22 protein-coding genes are annotated in these 22,555 nt (G+C 70.9%); 10 read left to right on the top strand and 12 right to left on the bottom strand.

Annotated elements, in window-relative coordinates; all coding sequences use genetic code 11:
- Window positions 1-137: 137 nt before the first annotated feature.
- Both ABZ887_RS19600 and ABZ887_RS19605 read left to right on the top strand, forming a co-directional pair.
- Window positions 138-806, top strand: a complete 669-nt coding sequence (locus tag ABZ887_RS19600) for an NUDIX domain-containing protein (RefSeq protein ID WP_361290798.1) — start codon at window positions 138-140, stop codon at window positions 804-806.
- 74 nt (window positions 807-880) lie between these two features.
- The gene (locus ABZ887_RS19605) at window positions 881-1,867 is read left to right on the top strand and encodes an aldo/keto reductase (RefSeq protein ID WP_361290801.1); all 987 of its coding nucleotides are present in this window, start codon (window positions 881-883) and stop codon (window positions 1,865-1,867) included.
- On the opposite strand, the gene ABZ887_RS19610 is transcribed toward ABZ887_RS19605, so the two are convergent.
- From ABZ887_RS19610 to ABZ887_RS19645, 8 genes are all read right to left on the bottom strand, one after another.
- Window positions 1,861-3,870 carry a beta-galactosidase gene (locus ABZ887_RS19610; protein WP_361290804.1) on the bottom strand — a complete coding sequence of 670 codons (2,010 nt, stop codon included), beginning with the start codon at window positions 3,868-3,870 and terminating at the stop codon, window positions 1,861-1,863. The two genes, ABZ887_RS19605 and ABZ887_RS19610, sit on opposite strands and share 7 nt — an antisense overlap.
- Window positions 3,867-5,189 carry a glycoside hydrolase family 36 protein gene (locus tag ABZ887_RS19615; protein ID WP_361290807.1) on the bottom strand — a complete coding sequence of 441 codons (1,323 nt, stop codon included), beginning with the start codon at window positions 5,187-5,189 and terminating at the stop codon, window positions 3,867-3,869. Before ABZ887_RS19615 ends, ABZ887_RS19610 begins: the two co-directional genes overlap by 4 nt.
- A gap of 26 nt (window positions 5,190-5,215) precedes the next feature.
- A complete protein-coding gene (locus ABZ887_RS19620) occupies window positions 5,216-6,106 on the bottom strand; it encodes a carbohydrate ABC transporter permease (protein WP_361290810.1) in 891 nt (296 codons plus the stop codon).
- Window positions 6,103-7,083: a sugar ABC transporter permease gene (locus ABZ887_RS19625; RefSeq protein ID WP_361290813.1), complete on the bottom strand. Its 981-nt coding sequence runs from the start codon at window positions 7,081-7,083 to the stop codon at window positions 6,103-6,105. The genes ABZ887_RS19620 and ABZ887_RS19625 overlap by 4 nt, the downstream gene beginning before the upstream one ends.
- A gap of 9 nt (window positions 7,084-7,092) precedes the next feature.
- Window positions 7,093-8,409, bottom strand: coding sequence for an extracellular solute-binding protein (locus ABZ887_RS19630; RefSeq protein ID WP_361290816.1), 1,317 nt, complete (start codon window positions 8,407-8,409; stop codon window positions 7,093-7,095).
- Between the two features lie 320 nt (window positions 8,410-8,729).
- Complete coding sequence (locus ABZ887_RS19635; RefSeq protein ID WP_361290819.1) at window positions 8,730-9,515, bottom strand: GntR family transcriptional regulator; 786 nt, start codon at window positions 9,513-9,515, stop codon at window positions 8,730-8,732.
- 29 nt (window positions 9,516-9,544) lie between these two features.
- Entirely contained in the window at window positions 9,545-11,416 is a 1,872-nt protein-coding gene (iolD, locus tag ABZ887_RS19640; RefSeq protein WP_361290822.1) for a 3D-(3,5/4)-trihydroxycyclohexane-1,2-dione acylhydrolase (decyclizing), read from the bottom strand.
- A gap of 8 nt (window positions 11,417-11,424) precedes the next feature.
- A complete protein-coding gene (locus ABZ887_RS19645; protein ID WP_361290825.1) occupies window positions 11,425-11,583 on the bottom strand; it encodes a hypothetical protein in 159 nt (52 codons plus the stop codon).
- A gap of 250 nt (window positions 11,584-11,833) precedes the next feature.
- Between ABZ887_RS19645 and ABZ887_RS19650 the strand changes: the two genes are divergently transcribed.
- From ABZ887_RS19650 to ABZ887_RS19670, 5 genes are all read left to right on the top strand, one after another.
- Entirely contained in the window at window positions 11,834-12,853 is a 1,020-nt protein-coding gene (locus tag ABZ887_RS19650) for a sugar ABC transporter substrate-binding protein (RefSeq protein ID WP_361290828.1), read from the top strand.
- On the top strand, window positions 12,853-13,929 hold the full coding sequence (locus tag ABZ887_RS19655; RefSeq protein WP_361291055.1) for an ABC transporter permease: 1,077 nt from the start codon (window positions 12,853-12,855) through the stop codon (window positions 13,927-13,929). The genes ABZ887_RS19650 and ABZ887_RS19655 overlap by 1 nt, the downstream gene beginning before the upstream one ends.
- A gap of 4 nt (window positions 13,930-13,933) precedes the next feature.
- Complete coding sequence (locus ABZ887_RS19660; RefSeq protein WP_361290831.1) at window positions 13,934-14,848, top strand: ATP-binding cassette domain-containing protein; 915 nt, start codon at window positions 13,934-13,936, stop codon at window positions 14,846-14,848.
- Between the two features lie 4 nt (window positions 14,849-14,852).
- Window positions 14,853-15,755, top strand: coding sequence for a sugar phosphate isomerase/epimerase (locus tag ABZ887_RS19665; RefSeq protein ID WP_361290834.1), 903 nt, complete (start codon window positions 14,853-14,855; stop codon window positions 15,753-15,755).
- Between the two features lie 131 nt (window positions 15,756-15,886).
- A complete protein-coding gene (locus tag ABZ887_RS19670; protein ID WP_361290837.1) occupies window positions 15,887-16,057 on the top strand; it encodes a hypothetical protein in 171 nt (56 codons plus the stop codon).
- A gap of 104 nt (window positions 16,058-16,161) precedes the next feature.
- Here the strand turns inward: ABZ887_RS19670 and ABZ887_RS19675 are convergent, their stop codons facing one another.
- Window positions 16,162-17,205, bottom strand: a complete 1,044-nt coding sequence (locus ABZ887_RS19675) for an NAD-dependent epimerase/dehydratase family protein (RefSeq protein ID WP_361290840.1) — start codon at window positions 17,203-17,205, stop codon at window positions 16,162-16,164.
- A gap of 128 nt (window positions 17,206-17,333) precedes the next feature.
- On the opposite strand from ABZ887_RS19675, the gene ABZ887_RS19680 reads away from it, so the two are divergent.
- Entirely contained in the window at window positions 17,334-17,894 is a 561-nt protein-coding gene (locus tag ABZ887_RS19680) for a TetR/AcrR family transcriptional regulator (RefSeq protein ID WP_361290843.1), read from the top strand.
- Between the two features lie 70 nt (window positions 17,895-17,964).
- On the opposite strand, the gene ABZ887_RS19685 is transcribed toward ABZ887_RS19680, so the two are convergent.
- Both ABZ887_RS19685 and ABZ887_RS19690 read right to left on the bottom strand, forming a co-directional pair.
- The gene (locus ABZ887_RS19685) at window positions 17,965-18,969 is read right to left on the bottom strand and encodes a Gfo/Idh/MocA family oxidoreductase (RefSeq protein ID WP_361290846.1); all 1,005 of its coding nucleotides are present in this window, start codon (window positions 18,967-18,969) and stop codon (window positions 17,965-17,967) included.
- Between the two features lie 106 nt (window positions 18,970-19,075).
- Entirely contained in the window at window positions 19,076-20,242 is a 1,167-nt protein-coding gene (locus ABZ887_RS19690; protein WP_361290849.1) for a phytanoyl-CoA dioxygenase family protein, read from the bottom strand.
- Between the two features lie 122 nt (window positions 20,243-20,364).
- Between ABZ887_RS19690 and ABZ887_RS19695 the strand changes: the two genes are divergently transcribed.
- Window positions 20,365-21,396: a LacI family DNA-binding transcriptional regulator gene (locus tag ABZ887_RS19695; RefSeq protein ID WP_361290851.1), complete on the top strand. Its 1,032-nt coding sequence runs from the start codon at window positions 20,365-20,367 to the stop codon at window positions 21,394-21,396.
- Window positions 21,397-21,483: 87 nt separating this feature from the next.
- Here the strand turns inward: ABZ887_RS19695 and ABZ887_RS19700 are convergent, their stop codons facing one another.
- Window positions 21,484-21,831 (bottom strand): cupin domain-containing protein, encoded by a 348-nt coding sequence (locus ABZ887_RS19700; RefSeq protein ID WP_361290854.1) that lies wholly within the window; start codon window positions 21,829-21,831, stop codon window positions 21,484-21,486.
- A 130-nt stretch (window positions 21,832-21,961) separates the two neighbouring features.
- Between ABZ887_RS19700 and ABZ887_RS19705 the strand changes: the two genes are divergently transcribed.
- Window positions 21,962-22,474: a hypothetical protein gene (locus tag ABZ887_RS19705; RefSeq protein ID WP_361290857.1), complete on the top strand. Its 513-nt coding sequence runs from the start codon at window positions 21,962-21,964 to the stop codon at window positions 22,472-22,474.
- The last annotated feature ends 81 nt before the right edge of the window (window positions 22,475-22,555 follow it).

The following is a 22,555-nucleotide window of genomic DNA, read 5'->3' on the forward strand; positions in this document are numbered from 1 at the left end:
TCGTGGCAGGTCGCGCCCACGCGGCGGAGCCGCATATCGATACAGCCCCGCGCCCCTTTGGGGCGCGCTGCGCGGGCGGGTGGTAGACAGGTGATCATGAGTCACCTGTCTGCCACCGCCCGCCCGGACGGTCTGTGATGACCGCCGGGATCGACACCCCCGACCGCCGGGGCCGTACCGGGCTCGACCGCGTCGGCCTGGACCTGACCGGCAACCCGCGTGTGAAGGTCCGGGAGGTGAGGCTCCTGTCCAGCAACTGGTACGTCGAGCGGGCCACCACCTTCGACCTCCAGCACGCCGACGGCACCTGGCACACCGAGGAACGCGAGACCCACGACCGCGGCAACGGTGCCACCCTCCTCCTCTACGACGCCGAGCGCGAAACCGTTCTGCTCACCCGCCAGTTCCGGTTCCCGGTGTACGTCAACGGCCACCCCGACGGGATGCTGGTCGAGACCCCGGCGGGCCTCCTGGACGACGAGGCCGAGCACCCGGAGCACGCGGTCCGCCGGGAGGTCGTCGAGGAGACCGGCCACACCGTCGGCGAGGTCGAGCACGTCTTCGACGTCTACATGAGCCCGGGTTCGGTCACGGAGCGGATCTCCTTCTACGCGGCCGCCTACGGCCCCTCGACCCGCACCCACGAGGGCGGTGGCCTGGACGAGGAGGGCGAGGACATCGAGATCCTCGAACTCCCCTTCCGGCGCGCCCTGGAGATGATCCGGACGGGCGAGATCGCCGACGCGAAGACGATCATGCTGCTGCAGTGGGCGGCTCTGGACGGGCCGTTCGCCGGGCGCCCTTGACTTCGTGCGCACTTCAGGCCGAAGACTCACCACCGGGCACCCGAACCGCCGGGTGCCCGGACGGAGGAGACGGCATGAAGTACCGCACCATCGGCACCGACCCGGGCACCCGCCGCGAGGTGAGCGTCCTCGCGCTCGGCGCCATGCTCTTCGGGTCGCGCACCGACGAGCAGACCTCCTTCGCCGTCCTCGACCGCTATGTCGAGGCCGGCGGGAACTTCATCGACACGTCCGACAACTACGCCTTCTGGGAGGACGGGAGCCAGGGCGGCCAGAGCGAGGAACTGCTCGGCCGCTGGCGGCGCAGCCGCGGGATCGGCGGCGAGGTCGTCATCGCCACCAAGCTGGGCGCCCGCCCCCTCGCCCCCGGGACCGGCTACACCGACAACCCCGAGGGCCTGTCCGCGAAGGTGATCCGGGAGTCGGCCGAGCGCAGCCGTGAACGCCTCGGCGTCGAGAAGCTGGATCTGTTGTACGCCCACATAGAGGACCCCACCGTCCCGCTCCGCGAGACCGTCGAGGGGTTCGCCGCGCTCGTCGCGGAGGGCACCGTCGGCCTGCTCGGCGCCAGCAACCACGCCGTCTGGCGGCTGGAACGCGCCCGCGCCCTCGCCGCCGCGGCCGGCCTGCCCGGCTACGAGGTGCTCCAGTACCACCACAGCTACCTGCGCCCGCGCACCGACATCCCCGACGACCTGTTCCCGGACGGCAGCCTCGGCTCCGCCGACGCCCAGCTGCACAGCTACCTGCGCGCGGAGCCGGACCTCACCCTGGTCGCCTACTCACCGCTGCTCAGGGGCGCGTACACCCAGCCCGGCAAGGCGCTGACCGCCGACCTCGACCATCCCGGCACCCCGGCCCGCCTCGCCGCGCTGAACGAGGTGGCCCGGGAGACCGGGGCGACCCTGAACCAGGTGGTGCTGGCCTGGCTGCTGGGCGGGCCGCTACCGGTCGTCCCGCTGGCCGGGGTGTCGTCCGTGGCCCAGCTGGAGGAGAACCTCGCCGCCGTGGACCTGGAGCTGACGCCCGGCCAGCGGGCCCGCCTGGACGCGGCTCACTGACCGCGCGGCTCCCGTACGACGGCGACCTCGCCCGGTGCCACGGTGACCGTGCCGTCGGCGGGCTTGCCGGACAGCAGCTCCACCGAGCCGGGCGCGACCGGTACTTCGGCGCCCTCACCGGTGTGGTCGATCACGAACACGTAGTCCGCGTCCGCACCGCGCCGCACGGCGACCTCCACGCCCGCCGGGGCGGTGCGGCCCGCGGCCACGCCCGCCGAGGCGCGGATCCGGCCGAGCAGCCCCGCCAGGGTGTCGGGGTCCGGGAGCGTCGCCACGTACCAGGCGGTGCCCGCGCCGTATCCGTGCCGGGTCACCGCAGGCACCCCGGCCAGCGGCCCGTCGGCGTACGACGTCACCGACTCCGCGCCCGCGAGCCGTACCCGCTCGGACCAGAGCGAGCCCGTGCCGCCCTCGCTCAGCGTCACCCGCTCCTCGGGCAGCAGCGGGAACAGCTCGTCCGTGGACACGCCCAGCAGCTCCCGGAAGGCGCCCGGGTAACCGCCCAGCCGCACATGACAGTTCTCGTCCACCGCGCCGCTGTGGAAGCCGACGGCGAGGGTGCCGCCGGCCTCCGCGAAGGCGGTCAGGTTCGCCGTGCCCGTGTCGTCCACCAGATAGAGGCTCGGGGCGAGCACCACCTTGTACGCCGACAGGTCCGCGTCGGGGCGGACGAAGTCCACGGCCACCCCGGCCCGCCACAGCGGCTCGTACCAGGCACGGACGACGTCCAGGTAGCGCAGCTCCTCGCTGGGCTGCGAGGGCAGCTCCACGGCCCAGCGGGCGTCCCAGTCCCAGACCACGGCCACCTCGGCCGTGCCGGTGCTGCCGCGTACCTCGGCGAGTGCCTTGAGATCGGCGCCCAGCCGGACCACGTCCCGCCAGATCTGGCTGTCGGTCCCGGCGTGCGGCAGCATCGCCGAGTGCCACTGCTCGGCACCCGCCTTCGCCGCCCGCCACTGGAAGTAGCAGATGCCGTCCGCGCCGTGCGCCACATGCGCCAGCGCGTTGCGGCGCAACTCACCGGCCGTCTTCGCCCGGTTGACGGTCTGCCAGTTCACCGCGCCCGTCGAGTGCTCCATCAGCAGCCACGGCCCGCCCGCGAGGGACCGCATCAGGTCGCCGCTCAGCGCGACGTCGATCTGCGACTCCGGGTCGGTGGAGCGCAGGTAGTGGTCGTTGGCCACCACGTCCAGCTCCGGTGCCCAGCGCCAGTAGTCGAGGGCGTCGAAGTTGAACATCACCATGAAGTTGGTGGTGGCGGGGATGGCCGGGGCCGCCTCCCGGAGGACGTCCCGCTCCGCCTTGTACAGCGACAGGAGTTCGTCCGAGCAGAACCGCCGCCAGTCCAGCTGGTGCGTCGGGTTGGGGACGGCGCCCGTCGCGCGGGGCGGCAGGACCTCGTCCCAGTCGTAGTACCACTGGCTCCAGAAGGTGGTGCCCCAGGCGTCGTTGAGGGCGGCCAGGTCGTCGCCGTACCGGGCCCGCAGCCAGCGGCGGAAGGACTCCGCGCTGGTGTCGCAGTAGCAGGCCGCGTTGTGGCAGCCGTACTCGTTGTGGACGTGCCACATCTTCACGGCCGGGTGGCTCGCGTACCGCTCCGCGATCGCGCCGGCGATCCTGAGCGCCGCCTCGCGGTAGGCGGGGCTGCTCGGGCAGAACGTCTGCCGGCTGCCGTACGACAGGGTGCGGCCGTCGTGGTCCACCGGGAGCGCCTCGGGGTGGGCGCGGAAGAACCAGGCCGGCGGGGCGGCCGTCGGGGTGGCGAGGTCGGCGGCGATGCCGTTCTCGTGGAGCAGGCCGAGGATCCTGTCCATGCGCGAGAAGTCGTAGACGCCCTCGGAGGGCTCCATCAGCGCCCACGAGAAGATGCCGACGCTGACCATGTTCACGCCCGCCTCGCGCATCAGGCGGACGTCCTCGGCCCACACCTCCTCGGGCCACTGCTCGGGGTTGTAGTCGCCGCCGTAGGCGATGCCGGGGACGGAGAGGGTGCGGTCGTTCATCGGTTGACTCCGGTGGCTCCGGTGAGAAGGCGGCGGGTCGTCTCCACGCCCCACTGGTCGAGGGAGAGCAGCCGGTCGCTGGAGGCGACCAGGCCGCCGACGGCCTCCACGTGCGCGGCCCAGCGCGCACGGGTCTCCACGGCGGGGCGGGCCATCAGGCAGTCCGGGTCGTTGACCCAGAGGCGGTTGTGCTGCCACTGGCGGCCGACCCCGGTGAACTCGGCCGGGTCCTGGCCGGGTTGGCTGAAGTCGTCGGCCTCGGGACTGCGGTGCGGAGCCGTGTCCGGGCTGACCCGCATGGCGTCGAACAGGCCGATGGAGGGGAGGATCGGCGCGCCGCAGCCCAGCAGGTAGGCGTCGGCGCCGATCGCCTCCCGGATCAGGCCGATGCCCAGCCGGTACGCCGTGAGCGGGTCCGCGCCCGAGTGCCGTACGCCGTCCATCGCGCCCGCGTAGAGGAAGTCGACCTTGAAGTAGTCGTAGCCCTCTGCGCGCAGCGTCGCGAAGACGTCGGTCAGGTAGGCCGCGGCGGCCGGGTGGGTGGTGTCCAGGACGTACAGTGCGTGACCCCAGTTGCGGCCCGCGCGCAGCGCTCTGCCGTCGGGGTCGCGGACCAGCCAGTCCGGGTAGGTCTCGGCGAGGTCGCTCCCCGGGTCGACCAGGAAGGGCGCCGTCCAGATGCCCGCCCGGCGGCCGCGGGCGCGGATGGCGTCCGCGATGCCCCGCCGGGAGCGGAAGCGGCCGGACAGGGTCAGCCAGTCGCCCAGCGCGCTCTGGTAGCCGTCGTCGATCTGCACCACGTCGATCGGCAGGTCGAGGGTGTCCATCGCCCGCAGGTTCTCGTGGATGTCGTCCTCGGTGACGGCCGTGAAGTACTCGTACCAGGAGCACCAGACGGTGGGTGCGGGGCGGGGCGCCGGCACGGCCAGGGCGCCGGCCCAGTCGGCCAGCACGGACTGGATGTCCGTGCCGGTCCACTCCTTGACCGGGCCGTCGGCCTCGACCTCCGCGACCCCGGCCGCGACGGTCAGCCGCACCGAAGGCACCTCGTGCAGCGGGTCGGGCGCCGCCCAGAGCCGGACCGGCGAGCCGTCGCCCGGGTCGAGCGCCAGCAGGCCCTCGCCCTGGAAGGCCCCCGCGGGGACGTCGCGGCCGGGGCGGTAACACACGGTCGCCCAGTTGTCGTTCGTCGGGCGGTACGGTGCCGCGCCGAGGGCGTAGGCGCCGCTGGGCGACCACGACTGCCAGCCCTCCTCGTGGACACGGGCGGTGCGCGTGTCCACGGCCACGGAGGCGACCGGGGTGAACGGGTTGTGCACGAGGTTCTCTTTCGGACGGGGCCGGATCAGCCCTTTGCGGAGCCCAGGGTCAGACCGCTGACGAACTGCTTCTGGAGCGCGAAGTACACGAGCAGCGTCGGGATCGCGGTGAGCAGGGAACCGGCGGCGACCAGGTTCGGGTCGGTGAAGTACTGGCCGGAGAGGTTGTTCAGCGCCGACGTGATCGGCATGTTCTCACCGGTCGAGATCAGCACCAGGGCCCAGAAGAAGTCGTTGTAGATCCAGATCGACAACAGGGTCGCCAGGGCCGCCATCGCCGGCTTGCACAACGGCAGCGTGATCTGCCAGTACAGCCGCCACACCGACGCGCCGTCCACCAGCGCGGCCTCGGTCAGCTCGTGCGGCAGCGAACGCATGTAGTTCGACAGCACGAAGGCGCAGAACCCGGACTGGAACGCCACATGGATCAGCACCAGACCGAGCGCCGAGTCGTACAGCTTGCCGCTCGCCGTGATGCCCGGCAGGTTCGTCAGCAGGTACATGCGGTACAGCGGGGTGATGATGACCTGCTGCGGCAGCAGGTTGCCGGCCGTGAAGACCAGCAGCAGGAAGAGGTTGACCCGGAAGTCGAAGCGGGCGACGTAGAACGCGACCATCGACGACAGGAACAGCGTGAGCAGCACGGCCGGGACCGCGATGACCAGCGTGTTCATGAAGTAGTGGGTCATGTCCGACTGCTCGAACGCGTTCTTGAAGTTGTCGAAGTTCAGCGTGTGCGGCCAGGACACGTAACCGCGGTTGCTGGTCTCGCTGTACGGGCGCAGCGCCGAGAAGATCGCCCACAGCAGCGGGGCCAGCCACGCCAGGGCCGTGAGGGCCAGGAACGTGTGCAGCAGGACACGGGCCGGGCGGATCGGGTTGCGCTGCTTGGGCAGCGCGCTGCTCACGGTGCTCATGCGCGCCGCTCCTTCCGGAAGGTCGCGATCAGGTAGGGAATGATCACGATCAGGGAGATGAACAGCAGCACCACCGCGATCGCCGAGCCGTAACCGATGCGGCTGGACTCGCCGATGATGTTGTTGGTCACCAGGATGGAGAGCAACTCGGTGCCCTGGGCGCCCTTGTTGAAGACGAAGACCAGGTCGAAGGCGCGCAGCGACTCGATGATGGTCACGACCAGGACGATGGTGTTGGTCGGCCGCAGCGTCGGGAAGATGACGTTCTTGAACGTCTGCCACTCGTTGGCGCCGTCGAGGGCCGAGGCCTCCCGCAGCGACGGGTCGACGCTCTTGAGGCCGGCCAGGTACAGGATCATCATGTAGCCGGTGTGCCGCCAGGACGCGGCGACCAGGACCGCCCACAGGTTGAGGTTCGGGTCACCGATCCAGTCGATGTAGTGGCCCGGCTTGTTGGCGCCGATGATGCTGTTGATCAGACCCGTGTCCGGGTTGTAGATCAGCTGCCAGACGAACCCGATGCACGCCAGGGAGATGACGACCGGGAGGAAGAACGCCGTCTGGTAGACCCGGCTGAACCGGATCTTCTTGTCCAGCTGCACGGCCAGGAACAGGCCGAACGGGGTCGGGAGCAGGATGAGGACGACGAACCAGATGACGTTGTGCTGGACGGCCGGCCAGAACTGCGGGTTGTCGTTGAAGAGCTGCTGGAAGTTGTCGAGCCCGACCCACTTGATGGAGTCGAAGCCGATGCCGTCCCAGGAGGTGAAGGCGAGGAGGATCGAGGCCAGGGCGGTCACCCAGACCAGGAGGACATGGAGGACCGTCGGCACGCCCGCCATGAAGGCGAGGGTGATGCGGTCACGGCGGGTCAGCAGGCGCTTGTGGCCCTGCTGGACCCGCTTCTTCTCGGACGCGCGCCCAGGAGGCGGCACGGCGGCCGCCTCCTGGGACTTCGTGGGGATGTCAGTCGTCATTCAGTCGGCTCACTCGGACGCGAAGATGGTCTTCTTCTGGCGCTCGATGGACGAGAGCAGGCTGTCGACGCCCTTCGGGTTCTGCAGGAACTTCTGCAGTCCGGGCTGCATCACCGTGGAGGTGAAGTCCGGCCGGGAGTCGCGGTCCATGAACTGGGTGAGGCTCTTGGCGGCGCCGATCATGTCGAACGCCTTCTTCTGGAGCGTGGAGTAGGCGGCGGTGGAGGCCTTGTTGGAGGCGGCCACCACGCTCGGGTCGGTCTTGAGGTAGGTCTCCTCGGCCGCCGGGGTGCCCAGGTACTCCAGCAGCTTCACGACACCGTCGTGGTTCTTCGGGGACTTGCTCACCATGAAGCCGTCGGTGGGCGCCTCCACGGTGTCCTGCCCGTACGCGGAGTTGATCTCCGGGAACGGGAAGAAGTCCAGGTCCGCGAGGTCGGAGGCGTTGGTGAACTGCTGCGCCACGAAGGTGCCCAGGAGGTACATGCCGGCCTTCTTCGACACCAGGGTCTGGGCGGCGTCCTGCCAGGTGCGGCCCATGAAGCCGTCCTGGTGGTAGGGGAGGAGCTCGGCCCAGTGGTCGAAGACGTCCTTCACCTTGGAGTCGGTCCAGGCGGCCTTGCCGCCCATCAGCTCGACGTGGAAGTCGTAGCCGTTGAGGCGGAAGTTGATCTGGTCGAAGGTGCCCATCGCCGGCCAGGCGTCCTTGTCGCCGAAGGCGATCGGGACCAGGCCGTCCTTCTTCATCTGCTTGCACAGGGCGACCAGTTCGTCCCACGTGGTGGGGACCGTGTAGCCCTTCTCCTGGAAGACGCTCTTGCGGTAGAAGATCGCCCAGGGGTACGTGGTCAGCGGCACGAAGTAGTACTTGCCGTCGGCGCCCTTGCTGAGCTTCTTCATCGCGTCGGGGAAGTTGGCCCCGATCTTCTCCCACACGTCGTCGATCGGGGAGGCGAGGCCCTTGGCCGCGAAGAACTGCATCCGGTAGCCGGCGAACCAGTTGAACACGTCGTCAGGCGTGCCCTGCAGGTAGGAGTTGATCTGCTCCTGGAAGGTGTTGTGGTCCTTGGTGTTCACCTTGACGGTGACGCCGGACGACTTCTTGAAGGCGTCGTAGACGGACTGGTACGCCTTCTTCGGCACGGCGTCGGACGCGTTGGAGCCGAGGCTGACGGTCTTCGAGTCCGAGGAGGAGGACCCGCTGCTGCCGCAGGCGGACAGCAGGGGTATGCCGGCACCGGCGAGGAGGGCGGCCGAACCGGCGCCACGCAGAACGTTACGGCGGCTCGGACCCGGCACGTGAAGACCGGACGGGGAGATGCGCATGGCGGCTCCTGGGTAACAGGGTTCGGCAAGGGGAAGAGCTGATCTTCGAAAGGTCCCGAAACCGATCAGAAACCAACTCGGCCGAACATCGTGGGCGCAATAACAGCCGCTTGTCCGCTCATGCGTCAATAGCCTGCGACTCTCTCGCCCGTCTCTTGCCCGAAACGTAATCGACATGGTTGCCTGCCGGTTTGTTGAACAAAGCGGTACGACGGAGCCCCCATGGGACAAACTCCATGGGGGCTCGTGTGCGGGCGTGTTGGTTTCGGGTGGCGGGACCAGCGGTTAAACCCGCAGCAACCGGCCTGGCACGCCACGTTCTACGGCCGTACGAGCAGCTGGAAGTCGAAGGCGTACCGGGAGGCCCGGTAGACATGGCTGCCGTACTCCACCGGCCGCCCGGTGTCGTCGTAGGCCGTGCGCCGCATGGTGAGCAGGGCGGCGCCCTCCTTCTCGTCGAGCCGGACGGCCTCCTCGGCGGTGGCGCTGCGGGCGCCCACCGTCTGCCGGGCGCTGTGCAGGGTGATGCCCGCCGTGCGCATCATCCGGTACAGACCGGTCGTCTCCAGCCGCTCGGTCTCGAGATCGAGCAGGCCGGCGGGCAGGTAGTTGCACAGGAACGCCACCGGCTGGCCGTGCGTGCAGCGCAGCCGCTCCAGGACGACCACCTCCGCGCCCTCCGCGATCCCGAGGGCGGCGGCCACCTCCGCGGTCGCGTGGATCCGCTCGTTGCGCAGCACCCGGGTGGTCGGGCCCTGCCCGGCCGACTCCAGGTCGTCGTAGAGGCTGCTCAGCTCCAGCGGCCGCTTGACCTGGCTGTGCACCACCTGGGTGCCCACGCCCCGGCGGCGGACAAGGAGGCCCTTGTCGACGAGCGACTGGATGGCCTGGCGGACCGTGGGCCGGGACAGGCCGAGCCGCACCGACAGGTCGATCTCATTGCCCAGGAGGTTGCCCGGGGCGAGCACTCCGTGCTCTATGGCCTCCTCCAGCTGCTGGGCGAGCTGGTAGTAGAGCGGCACCGGGCTGCCGCGGTCCAGGGCGAAGTCCAGGGCGTCGAGTGCCGAGACGGTCGCGGTGCGGGCGGAATCCTTGGTACGGGCCACCGGGACACCTCCTTCCGGGGTTCGGGGGATCACAGATGCCGGCGGCGGTCGGCGACCTGCCGGTCGTACTCCTCGCGGGCGCGTACGGCGGACTCGCGGGCGGCGGTCTCGGCGACCGGCACGTCCCACCAGGCCTCGGCCGGGGGAGCGGTGGGCGCCGGGTCCGTCTCCACGTACACGCACGTCGCCCGGTCGCTCGCGCGGGCCGCGGCAAGGGCCTCGCGCAGCTCCCGCACGGTCTTGGCGCGCAGCACCTCCATGCCGAGGCTGGCCGCGTTGGCGGCGAGGTCGACCGGCAGCGGCGCCCCGCCGAAGGTGCCGTCGGCGGAGCGGAAGCGGTAGGCGGTGCCGAACCGCTCGCCGCCCACCGACTCGGAGAGGCCGCCGATGGAGGCGTACCCGTGGTTCTGGATGAGGACCAGGTTGACGGGCAGGCCCTCCTGCACGGCGGTGACGATCTCGGTCGGCATCATCAGATACGTGCCGTCGCCGACCAGCGACCAGACGGCGACCTCCGGGGCGGCCTGCTGGACGCCGATGCCTGCCGGGATCTCGTAGCCCATGCAGGAGTAGCCGTACTCCAGGTGGTACTGGCGCGGCGAGCGGGCCCGCCACAGCTTGTGCAGGTCGCCCGGGAGCGAGCCGGCCGCGTTGATGACAACGTCGTCATCGCCGACGACCGCGTCCAGGGCGCCGAGCACCTGGGTCTGGGTCGGCACCGCGTCCTCGTCGTCCGCGCGGTAGGCCGCCTCGACGACGGCGTCCCAGCGCTCCTTGCCCTCCCGGTACTCGGCGGCGTACTCCGCGGCCACCCGGTGCCCGGACAGGGCCTCCACGAGGGCCGTGAGTCCCGCCCGTGCGTCGCAGACCAGCGTCCTCGCGGCCAGCTTGTGGGCGTCGAACCCGGTGATGTTGAGGTTCAGGAAGCGGACGTCCGGGTTCTGGAAGAGGGTGCCGGAGGCCGTGGTGAAGTCCGTGTACCGGGTGCCCACGCCGATGACCAGGTCGGCGGTGCGGGCCAGGTCGTCCGCGACGGCGGTCCCGGTGTGGCCGATCCCGCCCAGGTCGGCCGGGTGGTCGTGGCGCAGCGAGCCCTTGCCCGCCTGGGTCGAGGCGACGGGGATGCCCGTGGCCTCCACAAGGGCCCTCAGAGCCTCTTCCGCGCGGCTGTGGTGGACTCCGCCGCCCGCCACGACCAACGGCCGCCGAGCGGCCCGTACGGCGCTCACGGCGTCCGCCAGCTCCACGGGGTCGGGGGCCGGCCGCCGGACCCGCCAGACCCGGTCGGCGAAGAACTCCTCCGGCCAGTCGTACGCCTCCGCCTGGACGTCCTGGGGGAGGGCGAGGGTCACCGCGCCGGTCTCGGCCGGGTCGGCCAGGACCCGCATGGCGTTCAGCGCGGACGGGATCAGCGCCTCGGGGCGGGTGATCCGGTCGAAGTAGCGGGAGACCGGGCGCAGGGTGTCGTTGACGGAGACGTCGAACTCGCCCGGGTGCTCCAGCTGCTGCAGCAGCGGGTCGGGCGCGTGGCTCGCGAAGTAGTCGCCGGGGAGCAGCAGCACCGGCAGCCGGTTGATGGTGGCGAGCGCGGCGCCGGTCACCAGGTTGGTGGCGCCCGGGCCGATGGACGTGGTCACCGCCTGCGCCGAGAGCCGGTCCAGCTGGCGGGCGTGGCCGACCGCCGCGTGCACCATCGCCTGCTCGTTGCGTCCCTGGTGGTACGGCATGACGTCGCCGTATTCGAGGAGCGCCTGGCCGATCCCCGCCACGTTGCCGTGGCCGAAGATGCCCCAGGTGCCTGCGATCAGCCGGTACCGGACACCGTCGCGCTCGGTGTACTGGGCGGACAGGAACCGCACCAGCGCCTGGGCGACGGTCAGGCGGGTGGTCGGCTGGCTCATGGGGGACCTCATTCGGACGGGGTGGCGGGCAGGGGGCGGCGGGCGGCCGGCCGGCCCACGGGGCGCTCCGCCGGCGCCAGGGGTACGCCCGGCGGGAGCGGGTAGAGATCACCTTCGGAACGGCCCGTCGCGACGCGGCCGGAGGCCGGTGCCGGCGGATCGGTCATGCGAGGCTCCTCGTGGGTGGGCTGATGCCCCTCAGGTGTAGATCGGAGCAGGTCGCGCTGTCAATGGTTTGTACTTACATTCGGACCTGAGTGTGAAATGATGTCTTAACAAAGTATTGACAGCGGGCCGCGCAGGGACTTGTATCCCGTCCCAACGCAAGGCAGTGACCCGGACCACCTCCGTCGGCCCGGGTCCGCGGATCGTCCCGATCCGTTCCTTTCCCCCGTCGCACAGTGAGGTGCAGGAAAGATGGACCGCTCTTCCCACTCCCGTTCGCGCAGGCTGGCCCCGATCGTGGCCGTTGCCGCGGCGGCAGCCCTGACCCTCGCCGGCTGCTCCAGCAGCTCCGGAGGAAAGAAGTCCGAAGAGGGAGGATCGGCGGCCTCGGCGGGCAAGGCGTCCACCCCTCGCATGACGGTCGCGCTGGTCACCCACCAGTCGCCGGGCGACACCTTCTGGGACATCGTCCGCAAGGGCGCCCAGGCCGCCGCCGACAAGGACAACATCAAGCTCGTCTACTCGGCGGACCCGAACGCGGGCAACCAGGCCAACCTGGTGCAGAACGCGATCGACCAGAAGGTCGACGGGATCGCCGTCACCCTCGCCAAGCCGGACGCCATGAAGGACGTCGTCTCCAAGGCCAACGCCGCGAAGATCCCGATCGTCGGCCTCAACTCCGGTCTGAGCGACTGGAAGAAGCTCGGTCTGCTGGAGTTCTTCGGCCAGGACGAGACGGTGGCGGGCGAGGCGCTCGGCAACCGGCTGAACACGGAAGGCGCCAAGAAGGTCGTCTGTGTCATCCAGGAGCAGGGCAACGTCGGCCTCACCCAGCGCTGCGACGGAGTGAAGAAGACGTTCTCGGGGACCACGGAGACCCTGTACGTCGACGGCACGTCCCCGACCTCGGTCAAGTCGACGATCACCGCCAAGCTCACGCAGGACAAGGCCATCGACCACGTGGTCACGCTCGGCGCCCCGATCGCGCTGATCGCCGTCCAGTCGGTGTCCGACGCGGGCAGCAAGGCGAAGGTCGCCACCTTCGACCTCAACAAGGACCTGACCGGCGCCATCAGCAAGGGCACCATCGAGTTCGCCGTGGACCAGCAGCCCTACCTCCAGGGCTACCTGGCGATCGACTCGCTGTGGCTCTACAAGAACAACGGCAACTACATGGGCGGCGGTGAGCAGCCGGTGCTGACCGGCCCGGCCTTCGTCGACAAGTCCAACGTCGACAAGGTCGCCGAGTTCGCCGCGAAGGGCACTCGGTGATCGAGATGAGTCAGGAGACCCAGCCGGCGGTGGCCACACCGCCGGCCCCCGGTCCGAAGGAGAAGGACGGCCGGACCGCCCGGCGCCCCCTGGCGCTGCGGATCCTGGCCCGCCCCGACGTCGGCGTCTTCCTCGGCGCGGTCGCGGTGTACGTCTTCTTCCTGATCGCCGCCCCGCCGGTACGGGAAGCCAGCTCGATGGCGAACATCCTGTACCAGTCGTCCACCATCGGCATCATGGCGCTGCCGGTGGCCCTGCTGATGATCGGCGGGGAGTTCGACCTCTCCGCCGGTGTCGCGGTGATCACCTCGGCGCTCACCGCGAGCATGATCGCCTACCAGCTGAGCATGAACGTCTGGGTCGGCGTGATCGCCGCGCTCGTGGTGTCGCTCGCCATCGGCTTCCTCAACGGCTGGCTGGTGGTCAGGACCGGTCTGCCCAGCTTCCTGATCACCCTGGGCAGCTTCCTGATCCTCCAGGGCGTGAACCTCGCGGTGACCAAGCTGGTCACCGGCAACGTCGCCACCGACGACATCAGCAACATGGACGGCTTCGGCCAGGCCAAGGCGCTCTTCGCCTCGTCCTTCGACATCGGCGGCGTCCAGGTGAAGATCACCATCTTCTGGTGGCTCTTCTTCGCGGCTATCGCGACCTGGGTCCTGCTGCGCACGAAGTACGGCAACTGGGTCTTCGCGGTCGGCGGCAACAAGGACTCGGCTCGCGCGGTCGGCGTCCCGGTGAACTTCACCAAGATCTCGCTGTTCATGCTGGTCGGCTTCGGTGCCTGGTTCGTCGGCATGCACCAGCTGTTCTCCTTCAACACCGTGCAGTCCGGCGAGGGCGTGGGCCAGGAGCTGATCTACATCTCCGCCGCGGTCATCGGCGGCTGCCTGCTGACCGGTGGCGCCGGCTCCGCGATCGGCCCGGTCTTCGGTGCCTTCATGTTCGGCATGGTCCAGCAGGGCATCGTCTACGCGGGCTGGAACCCGGACTGGTTCAAGGCCTTCCTCGGCGTCATGCTCCTCGGTGCCGTGATGATCAACCTGTGGGTGCAGCGCACCGCGACCAGGAGGTGACCCGATGACAGACAACAACTCCGGAACCCACGGTGCCGTCCTCCAGGACGAGGCGGCTCCCGTCGACGGCGCCCCCATCGTCGAGCTGCGCGGCACCGGCAAGTCGTACGGCAACATCCGCGCCCTGCACGGGGTCGACCTCAAGGTCTTCCCGAACCAGGTGACCTGCGTCCTCGGCGACAACGGCGCCGGCAAGTCCACCCTGATCAAGATCATCTCGGGACTGCACCAGCACACCGAGGGCGACTTCCTCGTCGACGGCACCCCGGTCCGCTTCTCCACCCCGCGCGAGGCCCTCGACAAGGGCATCGCCACCGTCTACCAGGACCTCGCCACCGTCCCCCTGATGCCGGTGTGGCGGAACTTCTTCCTCGGCTCCGAGATGACCAAGGGTCCCTGGCCCGTGCGCCGTCTCGACATCGCCAGGATGAAGGAGACCGCCGACCGCGAACTGCGCAACATGGGCATCATCCTGGACGACCTGGACCAGCCCATCGGCACCCTCTCCGGCGGCCAGCGCCAGTGCGTGGCCATCGCCCGCGCGGTCTACTTCGGCGCCCGCGTCCTCATCCTGGACGAGCCGACGGCCGCCCTGGGCGTCAAGCAGTCCGGCGTCGTCCTGAAGTACATCGCCGCCGCCCGCGAGCGCGGCCTCGGCGTCATCTTCATCACCCACAACCCGCACCACGCCTTCATGGTCGGCGACCACTTCAGCGTCCTGCGCCTCGGCACCCTGGAACTCTCCGCCGAGCGCAGCGACATCACCCTGGAGGAACTCACCAACCACATGGCCGGCGGCGCCGAGCTCGCGGCCCTCAAGCACGAGCTGTCCCAGGTGCGCGGGGTCGACACCGAGGAACTCCCCGAAGAGGAGGACCTCACCGCACCCGTCGCGACCGGTCCGGAAGGAAAGTCCTGAGCCCATGACCGATGTTCTCGACCGCATCCGGGTCGGCTCGGCCCCCGACTCCTGGGGCGTCTGGTTCCCGGACGACCCCCGGCAGGTCCCCTGGGAACGCTTCCTCGACGAGGTCGCGGAGGCCGGCTACTCCTGGATCGAACTCGGCCCCTACGGGTACCTCCCGACCGATCCGGCCCGGCTCACCGACGAGATCGCCAAGCGGGACCTGAAGGTCTCGGCGGGCACGGTCTTCACCGGCCTGCACCGCGGCCCGGCCGTCTGGGAGTCGACCTGGGAGCACGTCGGCCAGGTCGCCGCGCTCACCCAGGCGATGGGAGCGAAGCACCTGGTGGTCATCCCGTCCTTCTGGCGGGACGACAAGACCGCCGAGATCCTGGAGCCGCCGGAGCTGACCGGCGAGCAGTGGGCCCACCTCACCAAGGGCATGGAACGGCTCGGCCACGAGGTGAAGGAGGCGTACGGCCTGGACATCGTCGTCCACCCGCACGCCGACACCCACATCGACACCGAGGAGCACGTCGAGCACTTCCTCGACTCGACCGACACGGACCTGGTCAACCTCTGCCTGGACACCGGCCACTACGCCTACTGCGGCGGCGACAGCGTCAAGCTGATCGAGACGTACGGCGAGCGGATCGGCTACCTGCACCTCAAGCAGGTGGACCCGGCGATCCTGGCCGACGTCCGGGCCAAGGGCACCCCGTTCGGGCCGGCCGTGGCCCAGGGCGTGATGTGCGAACCGCCCGCCGGCGTACCGGAGCTGGCTCCGGTGCTGGCGGCGGCGCAGCGGCTGGGGGTCGACCTGTTCGCGATCGTCGAGCAGGACATGTACCCCTGCGAGCCGGACAAGCCGCTGCCCATCGCGGTGCGCACCCGGAAGTTCCTGCGGTCCTGCGGCGCCTGACAGCCGCTTCCCGAGGGCCGCGCGGAGAGATCCGCGCGGCCCCGCGCGCCCTGGCGGGTTCGGGAACACCCGCCGGGGCGCGCGCGTTTCCGAGATGACGGGTGACGCCCGCCACGACGGGGAGGACGAGCATGAGCCACGAAGAGACGACAGCCGAGGCCGTGACACGCAAGGAGCGGTTCGGCGCGCTGCCCGAGCGGATCCGCCCGGAGGACATGGTCGAGACCAGGCCCGCCATCCAGCACGACCCGGACCGGGACGCCTACGACCCGGACGAGTTCGCGGTGCGCTACGGCCTCTGAGGGCCCGGACGGGATCGCGGTGCGCCACGGCCCTTGAGCGCTCGGGCGGGGTTGCGGTGAGCCGCAGCCTCCGAGGGCCCGGACAGGGGCGCGGCGGCGGTGTGTCACGGCCGCTGAGCCGCCGCCGGGACGCGGACCGCGCCGTGGGCGAGCAGGCTCTCGGCGCAGTCCAGCACCGCCTGCCGGGCCGGGCGCGGCTGCCAGCCCAGCAGCCGCGCCGCCTTCTCGGTGGTGTGCCGGTTCCGTCGGCCCAGCGCCGGGGTGATCTCCCGCAGCGCGGGGTCCCGGAAGTGGGCCGCGAGGCGTACGGCGAAGTCCGGCAGCCGGCGGGTGGAGACCTGCCGCCCGCGCTCGCCGAGCCCCTCCCGCAGCACCCGCGCCAGGTCCGCCATCCACACGAACTCGCCGGTGGCGAGGAAGCGTTCGCCCGCCGCGGCCGGTGAGGTCATCGCCCGGAGATGGACGTCGACCAGGTCCCGGACGTCCACCACCTCGAGACCGATCCGCGGCACCCCCGGCATCGCCCCGGACAGCATCCGGGCGACGATCCCGACGGAACCGGCCGCGTCCGCCGTCAGGACCGGCCCGAACACCGCACCGGGCAGCACGGTGGTCAGCTCGGTCGGCCCGTCGTACCCCCGCATGAACTCCCAGGCCGCCAGTTCGGCGAGGGTCTTCGACCGGCGGTAGGGGATCAGCGTCGGATCCTCCGGATCGGTCCACAGCGTCTCGTCGGTGACGCCCTCCGAGGCGTACGACGACGGGCTCGCGGCGTTCGCGGCCGACGTCATCACCACCCGCCGCACCCCCGCCGCGGTGGCCGCCCGCAGCACGCGCAGGGTGCCGTCCCGGGCCGGGGTCACCAGGTCGGGGGAGTCGGCGGTCATGCCCAGCGGCGAGGCTACGTGCAGCACCCGGTCGACGCCCCGCATCGCGGCGTCCCAGCCGGCGTCGGCGGTCAGGTCGGCGACGGCGAAGTCCAGTCGGCCGGCCGGGTCGACGACGGTCGAGACGGCGTCGCGGACCGCCCGCTCCCGGCCCGGCGCGCGCACGGTCGCCCGCACCTCGTAGCCGCGCTTCAGCAGTTCGGCGACGCACCAGCCGGCGATGTACCCGGTGCCACCGGTGACCAGAACGAGTTCGGGCATGACTGACCTCCACGGATGCACTGGGATGTGCCAGAATCGGCAATGAAACGGAGACCCCTCCGCTACGTCCCTCAACGTACCGGAGGGGTCTCCGGATAGCAATCCACACCGGACGGACGACCAACACCGTGAACCCGCAGCCCTCGAAACCGACCCGGAAGGACGCCCGGGACAACCGGGACCGCATCCTCTCCGTGGCCCGGGCGGAGCTCGCCGCCTCCACCACGGCCTCGCTCTCCGCGATCGCCCGCAAGGCCGGCGTCGGCATCGGCACGCTCTACCGGCACTTCCCGACCCGGGAGGCGCTGATCATGGAGCTGTACCGGCACGACCTCCAGCACCTGATCGACCTCGCGCCGCGGCTGCTCGGCACGCATCCGCCGCTGGAGGCGCTGCGCCGCTGGTTCGACGAGGTCGCCCACTACGGCCGGCTCAAGTTCGGCGTCTCCGAGGTCGTGCACGCGGCGACCGGCGGCGCCGCCGAGGACCCGATGTACGGCCCGTTCGTCGACGCCATCGGCGTCCTGCTGGACGCCGGCGCGGCGGACGGCAGCCTCAAACCCGGCATCGACCCGGAGGACGTGCTGCTCCAGCTCAGCGTGCTGTGGCGGATCGACCCCGCACGCGGTGACGCCGAGGCGCGGGCGGCGCGGATTCTGGCGCTGATCGTGGACGGGCTGCGGGCCTGACACGACGGACGGCGGGGCGGGGACCGTGTTTCCGGTCCCCGCCCCGCCGTGGCAGGAGTGTCCGCGGGTGTCAGGCGCCGCGGACCTCCGCGATCGTGACCGGCCGGTGCTCGTGCAGGGACAGCGTGCAGGCGTCGGCGATCCAGCCGGCCTCCAGGGCGTCCTCGACGGTGCAGGGGGAGGGCCGGGTGCCGGCCACGACCTCGGTGAAGGCGGTGAGCTCGGCGCGGTAGGCCGCCGTGAAGCGGTCCATGAAGAAGTCGTGCGGGGTGCCCGCGGGGAAGGTCACGCCGGGCTCGACCGAGCGCAGCGGCAGCTTGTCCTCCAGGCCGACGGCGATGGAGTCCGCGAAGCCGTGCAGCTCCATGCGGACGTCGTAGCCCCGGGCGTTGTGCCGGGAGTTGGAGACCACCGCGATGGTGCCGTCGTCCAGGGTGAGGATCGCGCCGGTGGTGTCGGCGTCACCGGCCTCCTTGATGTACTCGGCGCCCCGATTGCCGCCGACCGCGTACACCTCGGTGACCTCACGGCCGGTCACCCAGCGGATGATGTCGAAGTCGTGCACGGAACAGTCCCGGAAGATCCCGCCGGACGCGGCGATGTACGCGGCCGGCGGCGGGGCCGGGTCCAGGGTGGTGGAGCGGACGGTGTGCAGCTTCCCCAGCTCGCCCGCCCGGACGGCGGCCCGGGCGGCGACGAAGCCCGCGTCGAAGCGGCGGTTGTAGCCGATCTGGATCGGCACACCGCTGCCCTGCACGGCCCGGAGCACCTCGACGCCCTCGGCCATCGTCTTCGCGACCGGCTTCTCGCAGAAGACCGGGACACCGGCCTCGACGCCGGCCAGGATCAGCGCCGGGTGGGCGTCGGTGGCGGCGGCCACGACGATGCCGTCCACACCGGCGGCCAGCAGCGCCTCGGGCGAGTCCACGACGTCGGCACCGAACTTCTCCGCGGCGGCCTTGGCGGCGTCCGCGAACGGGTCGGTGAAGACGAGCGACTCGACGACGTCGAGCCCGGAGAGGGTCTCGGCATGAAAAGCCCCGATACGACCGAGGCCGAGGATTCCGATACGCATTGAGTGTTGCTCCTTGATGTTGAAATATACGGCGCTACCAGGCGCCCCAAAGGGGCGCGGGGAACTGCGCGACCAGCCACAACGAACCCGCAGACGACCTACGGCCTCAGCTCTCCCGTCGCGCCGCCGCTGCCCGGAGTCCGTCCCTGAGCACCCGCGGCGCCCACCCCTCCCGCAGCGCCCGCCGCACGAGGTCCGCCTGCGAGGGCGGTGCCATGCCGTCGACCGGCGGATCGCTGTCGAGGTTGGTCGGGAACGGATAGCCCTCGGCGCTCGCGGCGATGACGTTCTCCAGCCACGCCTCGCCCGCCCCCTCCGCGCGGCGCCGGCGCAGCACCGGGTAGACCGCGTTGGCCACCGCCTCCCGGTCCACGGTCTCCATGGCCCGCCCGAACGCCGAGGACACCTGGAGCAGGTTGGCCATCCGGCGCACGTCGAGGGTGCTGTTGGTGCCGGCCGCGTGGAACACCGCCGGGTTGAAGAACACCGCGTCGCCCTTGGCGAGGGGCAGCTGCACGTGACGGGCCTTGAAGTAGTCCTGGAACTCCGGCCGCCGCCAGGCCAGGTAGCCGGGCTCGTAGGTCTGCGAGTAGGGCAGGTACATCGTCGGCCCCGACTCCACCGGCATGTCGCCGTGCGCGACCGCGCCCTGGAGGGTGAGCACGGGGGAGAGGCGGTGCACATGCGCCGGGTAGGCCGCCGCCGTCTCGTCGGAGAGGAAACCGAGGTGGTAGTCGCGGTGCGCGGTCTGCGCCGCGCCGCCCGGGTTGACCAGGTTGACCTGCGAGGTGATCTGGTAGCCGGGGCCCAGCCAGGCCCGGGAGACCAGGGCCACGATGTCGTTGGCGTAGTAGTCGGCGAACGCCTCCGGGTCGTAGAGCGCCGCCTTCTCCAGGGCGTTCCACACCCGCTCGTTGGCCCCGGGCGTCGCGAAGTGGTCGCCGGCCACGGCGCCCGATTCGTGCTGCTCCGAGAGAAGCGCCTCGAACGCCGCGGTGGCCCGGTCCACCACCTCGGGGTCGGGGAACGCGCCCCGGAAGACGGCGACGCCGGGACCGTCGGTGAGGGCGCGGACGAGTTCGGTCCGTACCGGGTGGTCCGCGCCGGCGGCGCGCAGCCGCTCGCTGTCGTAGACGAGGACGTTGTCCTCGACGGCCGAGGCGTACGGGTAGGCGGCCGGGTCCGTGGTCCGCTCGACCAGGGCGCGGAAGGTGTCGAGGTCGCAGTCCTGCTGCGAGAGCCAGGCACGGCCCTGTTCAGCGGCAAGGGACATCGATGTCCTGCTTTCGGTCACGGCCGCGGTCACGGCCACGGCGGGGCTCTGCCATTCTTGTCAGCACAAACCCCTCGAACAACCAGCAGCGACCCGTCAAAAACCCCTCAAGGAGGCAGTCCGTGGGCCACCCCTTCCCCATCCGCGAGATCGCCCGTCAGGCCGGGCTCAGCGAGGCCACCGTGGACCGGGTGCTGAACGGCAGGGGCGGCGTCCGGGAGAGCACCGCCCGCGAGGTGGAGCGGGCCATCGCCGATCTGGACCGGCAGCGCACCCAGGTCCGGCTGGTGGGCCGTACCTTCATGGTCGACATCGTGATGCACGCGCCCGAGCGGTTCACCACGGCCGTGCGCGGCGCGCTGGAGGCCGAGCTGCCGGCCCTGCACCCGGCGGTGGTGCGCTCCCGTTTCCACTTCCGGGAGACCGGACCGGTGGAGGAACTGCTGCGGACACTGGACCGGATAGCCCGCCGCGGCTCGCAGGGCGTGATCCTCAAGGCGCCGGACGTCCCCGAGGTCACCGCCGCCGTGGGGCGCCTCAGGTCGGCGGACATCCCGGTCGTCACCCTCGTCACCGACCTGCCCGCCAGCGGCCGCCTGGCCTACGTCGGCAGTGACAACCGGGCCGCCGGCGCCACCGCCGCCTACCTGATGGGCCAGTGGCTCGGCGACCGGCCCGGCAACGTCCTCACGAGCCTCAGCAGCGGCTTCTTCCGCAACGAGGAGGAGCGCGAGATGGGCTTCCGCAGCGCCATGCGGGCCCGGCATCCCGAGCACACCCTGGTGGAGATCGCCGAGGGGCAGGGGCTGGACGCCACCCAGTACGACCTGGTCCGCGCCGCCCTGGAGCGCGACCCGGAGATCCGCGCCGTCTACTCCATCGGCGGCGGCAACATCGCCACCCTGCGCGCCTTCGACGACCTCGGCCGGGAGTGCGCCGTGTTCATCGCCCACGACCTCGACCACGACAACACCCGGCTGCTGCGCGAGCAGCGCCTGTCCGCCGTCCTCCACCACGACCTGCGCCAGGACATGCGCGAGGCCTGCCACCTGGTGATGCGCGCCCAGGGTGCGCTGCCCCCGGCGGGCCCGACCCTGCCGTCGGCGATCCAGGTGGTCACGCCGTACAACATGCCCGCGCCCACCGCCCGCTGAGCGCGGTCGCGACGCGCCGTGGCGCTTACGACGCGCCGAGGCACGCTCCCGATGCGCCGGGGCGGGCCTACGACGCGCCGGGCGGGCTCACAGATTGATCGCGTACGCCTTGCGCAGCGTCTCGTGCACCGTCCAGGTCGTACGGTCGCCGGCGCGCAGCACGGCCATGTCCCCGGGGCCCACGATGAACGTCGCCCCGCCCTCGACCTCGATCGTCGCCGACCCGCTGACCACCACGAACAGCTCGTCCGCCTCGGTGTCGGTGACCACGCCAGGGGTGATCTGCCAGATACCGCGGAGCTGCCTGCCGTCGGCCGACTCCCAGACCACCTTCCCGGTGACCTCGGGCGTGCCGGAGACGATCTGCGCCGGGGCCAGCGGATCGGGTTCGAGTTCGGCGTCGGGGATGTGCAGGGCGAAGCTGTGCGTCGTCATACGGCGACCCTAGCGAGCCGGCCGGTGTCCCGGCCGTGGACAGGGTGTGGGGCATCCGGCCTGGTGGGAGGACACTTCGTCGGGCCGTGCCCGGTGGCGGCCGGGCCCGGCCCGGGTGATCGTGGAGGGCATGCCCGACTCCCCGGCGGCCGTGGCCCGGTCGCGCGCGCACGACACCCGCGAGGCCGTCCTGTTCGGTGGGGTCTACGGCGCCGTGCTGGCCTGCTCGATGGTGGCCGCACTCACCCAGTACGGGCACACCTCCGCGGCCAGCCGCCGCTACGACGCCCTCTGGCTCCTGGTCACGGCCTGCGCCTCCGCCCTGGCCCACGGCTATGCCCACTACATCGCGGAGCGGGCCCCGCACCAGCGCTGGGACGCGCTGCACACCCTGGCCGACGAGTGGCCGCTGGTGACGGCCGTCCTGCCCACCGTCTTCCTGCTCGCCGGCGCGGGCTGGGGCTGGTGGCCGCCGAAGGGCGTCGAGTACCCGGCCTTCGTTCTGAACATCGTGATCCTGTTCGGCCTCGGACTCGTCACCGCCCGCTGGTCGGCGCGGAGTTGGCCCAAGGCCGTGCTCATCGGCGCGCTCGACGCGTTGCTCGGGGTGATCGTGGTGGTCGCCAACGCGCTCATCAAGTGACTGCCGGGTCGATCCGGACGCGTGCGCCGAGTTGATCCGGTTCCTTGAACGGTCAACGGGCTTACGATCACTCAAAGTCAC

It is taken from the genome of Streptomyces sp. NPDC047061, assembly GCF_040643955.1.
GTDB lineage: Bacteria > Actinomycetota > Actinomycetes > Streptomycetales > Streptomycetaceae > Streptomyces.

Coding starts and splice junctions, on each gene's coding strand:
- ABZ887_RS19600 (WP_361290798.1), top strand. CDS start 138: ATGACCGCCGGGATCGACACCCCCGACCGCCGGGGCCGTACCGGGCTC.
- ABZ887_RS19605 (WP_361290801.1), top strand. CDS start 881: ATGAAGTACCGCACCATCGGCACCGACCCGGGCACCCGCCGCGAGGTG.
- ABZ887_RS19610 (WP_361290804.1), bottom strand. CDS start 3,870: ATGAACGACCGCACCCTCTCCGTCCCCGGCATCGCCTACGGCGGCGAC.
- ABZ887_RS19620 (WP_361290810.1), bottom strand. CDS start 6,106: ATGAGCACCGTGAGCAGCGCGCTGCCCAAGCAGCGCAACCCGATCCGC.
- ABZ887_RS19625 (WP_361290813.1), bottom strand. CDS start 7,083: ATGACGACTGACATCCCCACGAAGTCCCAGGAGGCGGCCGCCGTGCCG.
- ABZ887_RS19630 (WP_361290816.1), bottom strand. CDS start 8,409: ATGCGCATCTCCCCGTCCGGTCTTCACGTGCCGGGTCCGAGCCGCCGT.
- iolD (WP_361290822.1), bottom strand. CDS start 11,416: ATGAGCCAGCCGACCACCCGCCTGACCGTCGCCCAGGCGCTGGTGCGG.
- ABZ887_RS19645 (WP_361290825.1), bottom strand. CDS start 11,583: ATGACCGATCCGCCGGCACCGGCCTCCGGCCGCGTCGCGACGGGCCGT.
- ABZ887_RS19650 (WP_361290828.1), top strand. CDS start 11,834: ATGGACCGCTCTTCCCACTCCCGTTCGCGCAGGCTGGCCCCGATCGTG.
- ABZ887_RS19660 (WP_361290831.1), top strand. CDS start 13,934: ATGACAGACAACAACTCCGGAACCCACGGTGCCGTCCTCCAGGACGAG.
- ABZ887_RS19665 (WP_361290834.1), top strand. CDS start 14,853: ATGACCGATGTTCTCGACCGCATCCGGGTCGGCTCGGCCCCCGACTCC.
- ABZ887_RS19670 (WP_361290837.1), top strand. CDS start 15,887: ATGAGCCACGAAGAGACGACAGCCGAGGCCGTGACACGCAAGGAGCGG.
- ABZ887_RS19675 (WP_361290840.1), bottom strand. CDS start 17,205: ATGCCCGAACTCGTTCTGGTCACCGGTGGCACCGGGTACATCGCCGGC.
- ABZ887_RS19685 (WP_361290846.1), bottom strand. CDS start 18,969: ATGCGTATCGGAATCCTCGGCCTCGGTCGTATCGGGGCTTTTCATGCC.
- ABZ887_RS19690 (WP_361290849.1), bottom strand. CDS start 20,242: ATGTCCCTTGCCGCTGAACAGGGCCGTGCCTGGCTCTCGCAGCAGGAC.
- ABZ887_RS19700 (WP_361290854.1), bottom strand. CDS start 21,831: ATGACGACGCACAGCTTCGCCCTGCACATCCCCGACGCCGAACTCGAA.
- ABZ887_RS19705 (WP_361290857.1), top strand. CDS start 21,962: ATGCCCGACTCCCCGGCGGCCGTGGCCCGGTCGCGCGCGCACGACACC.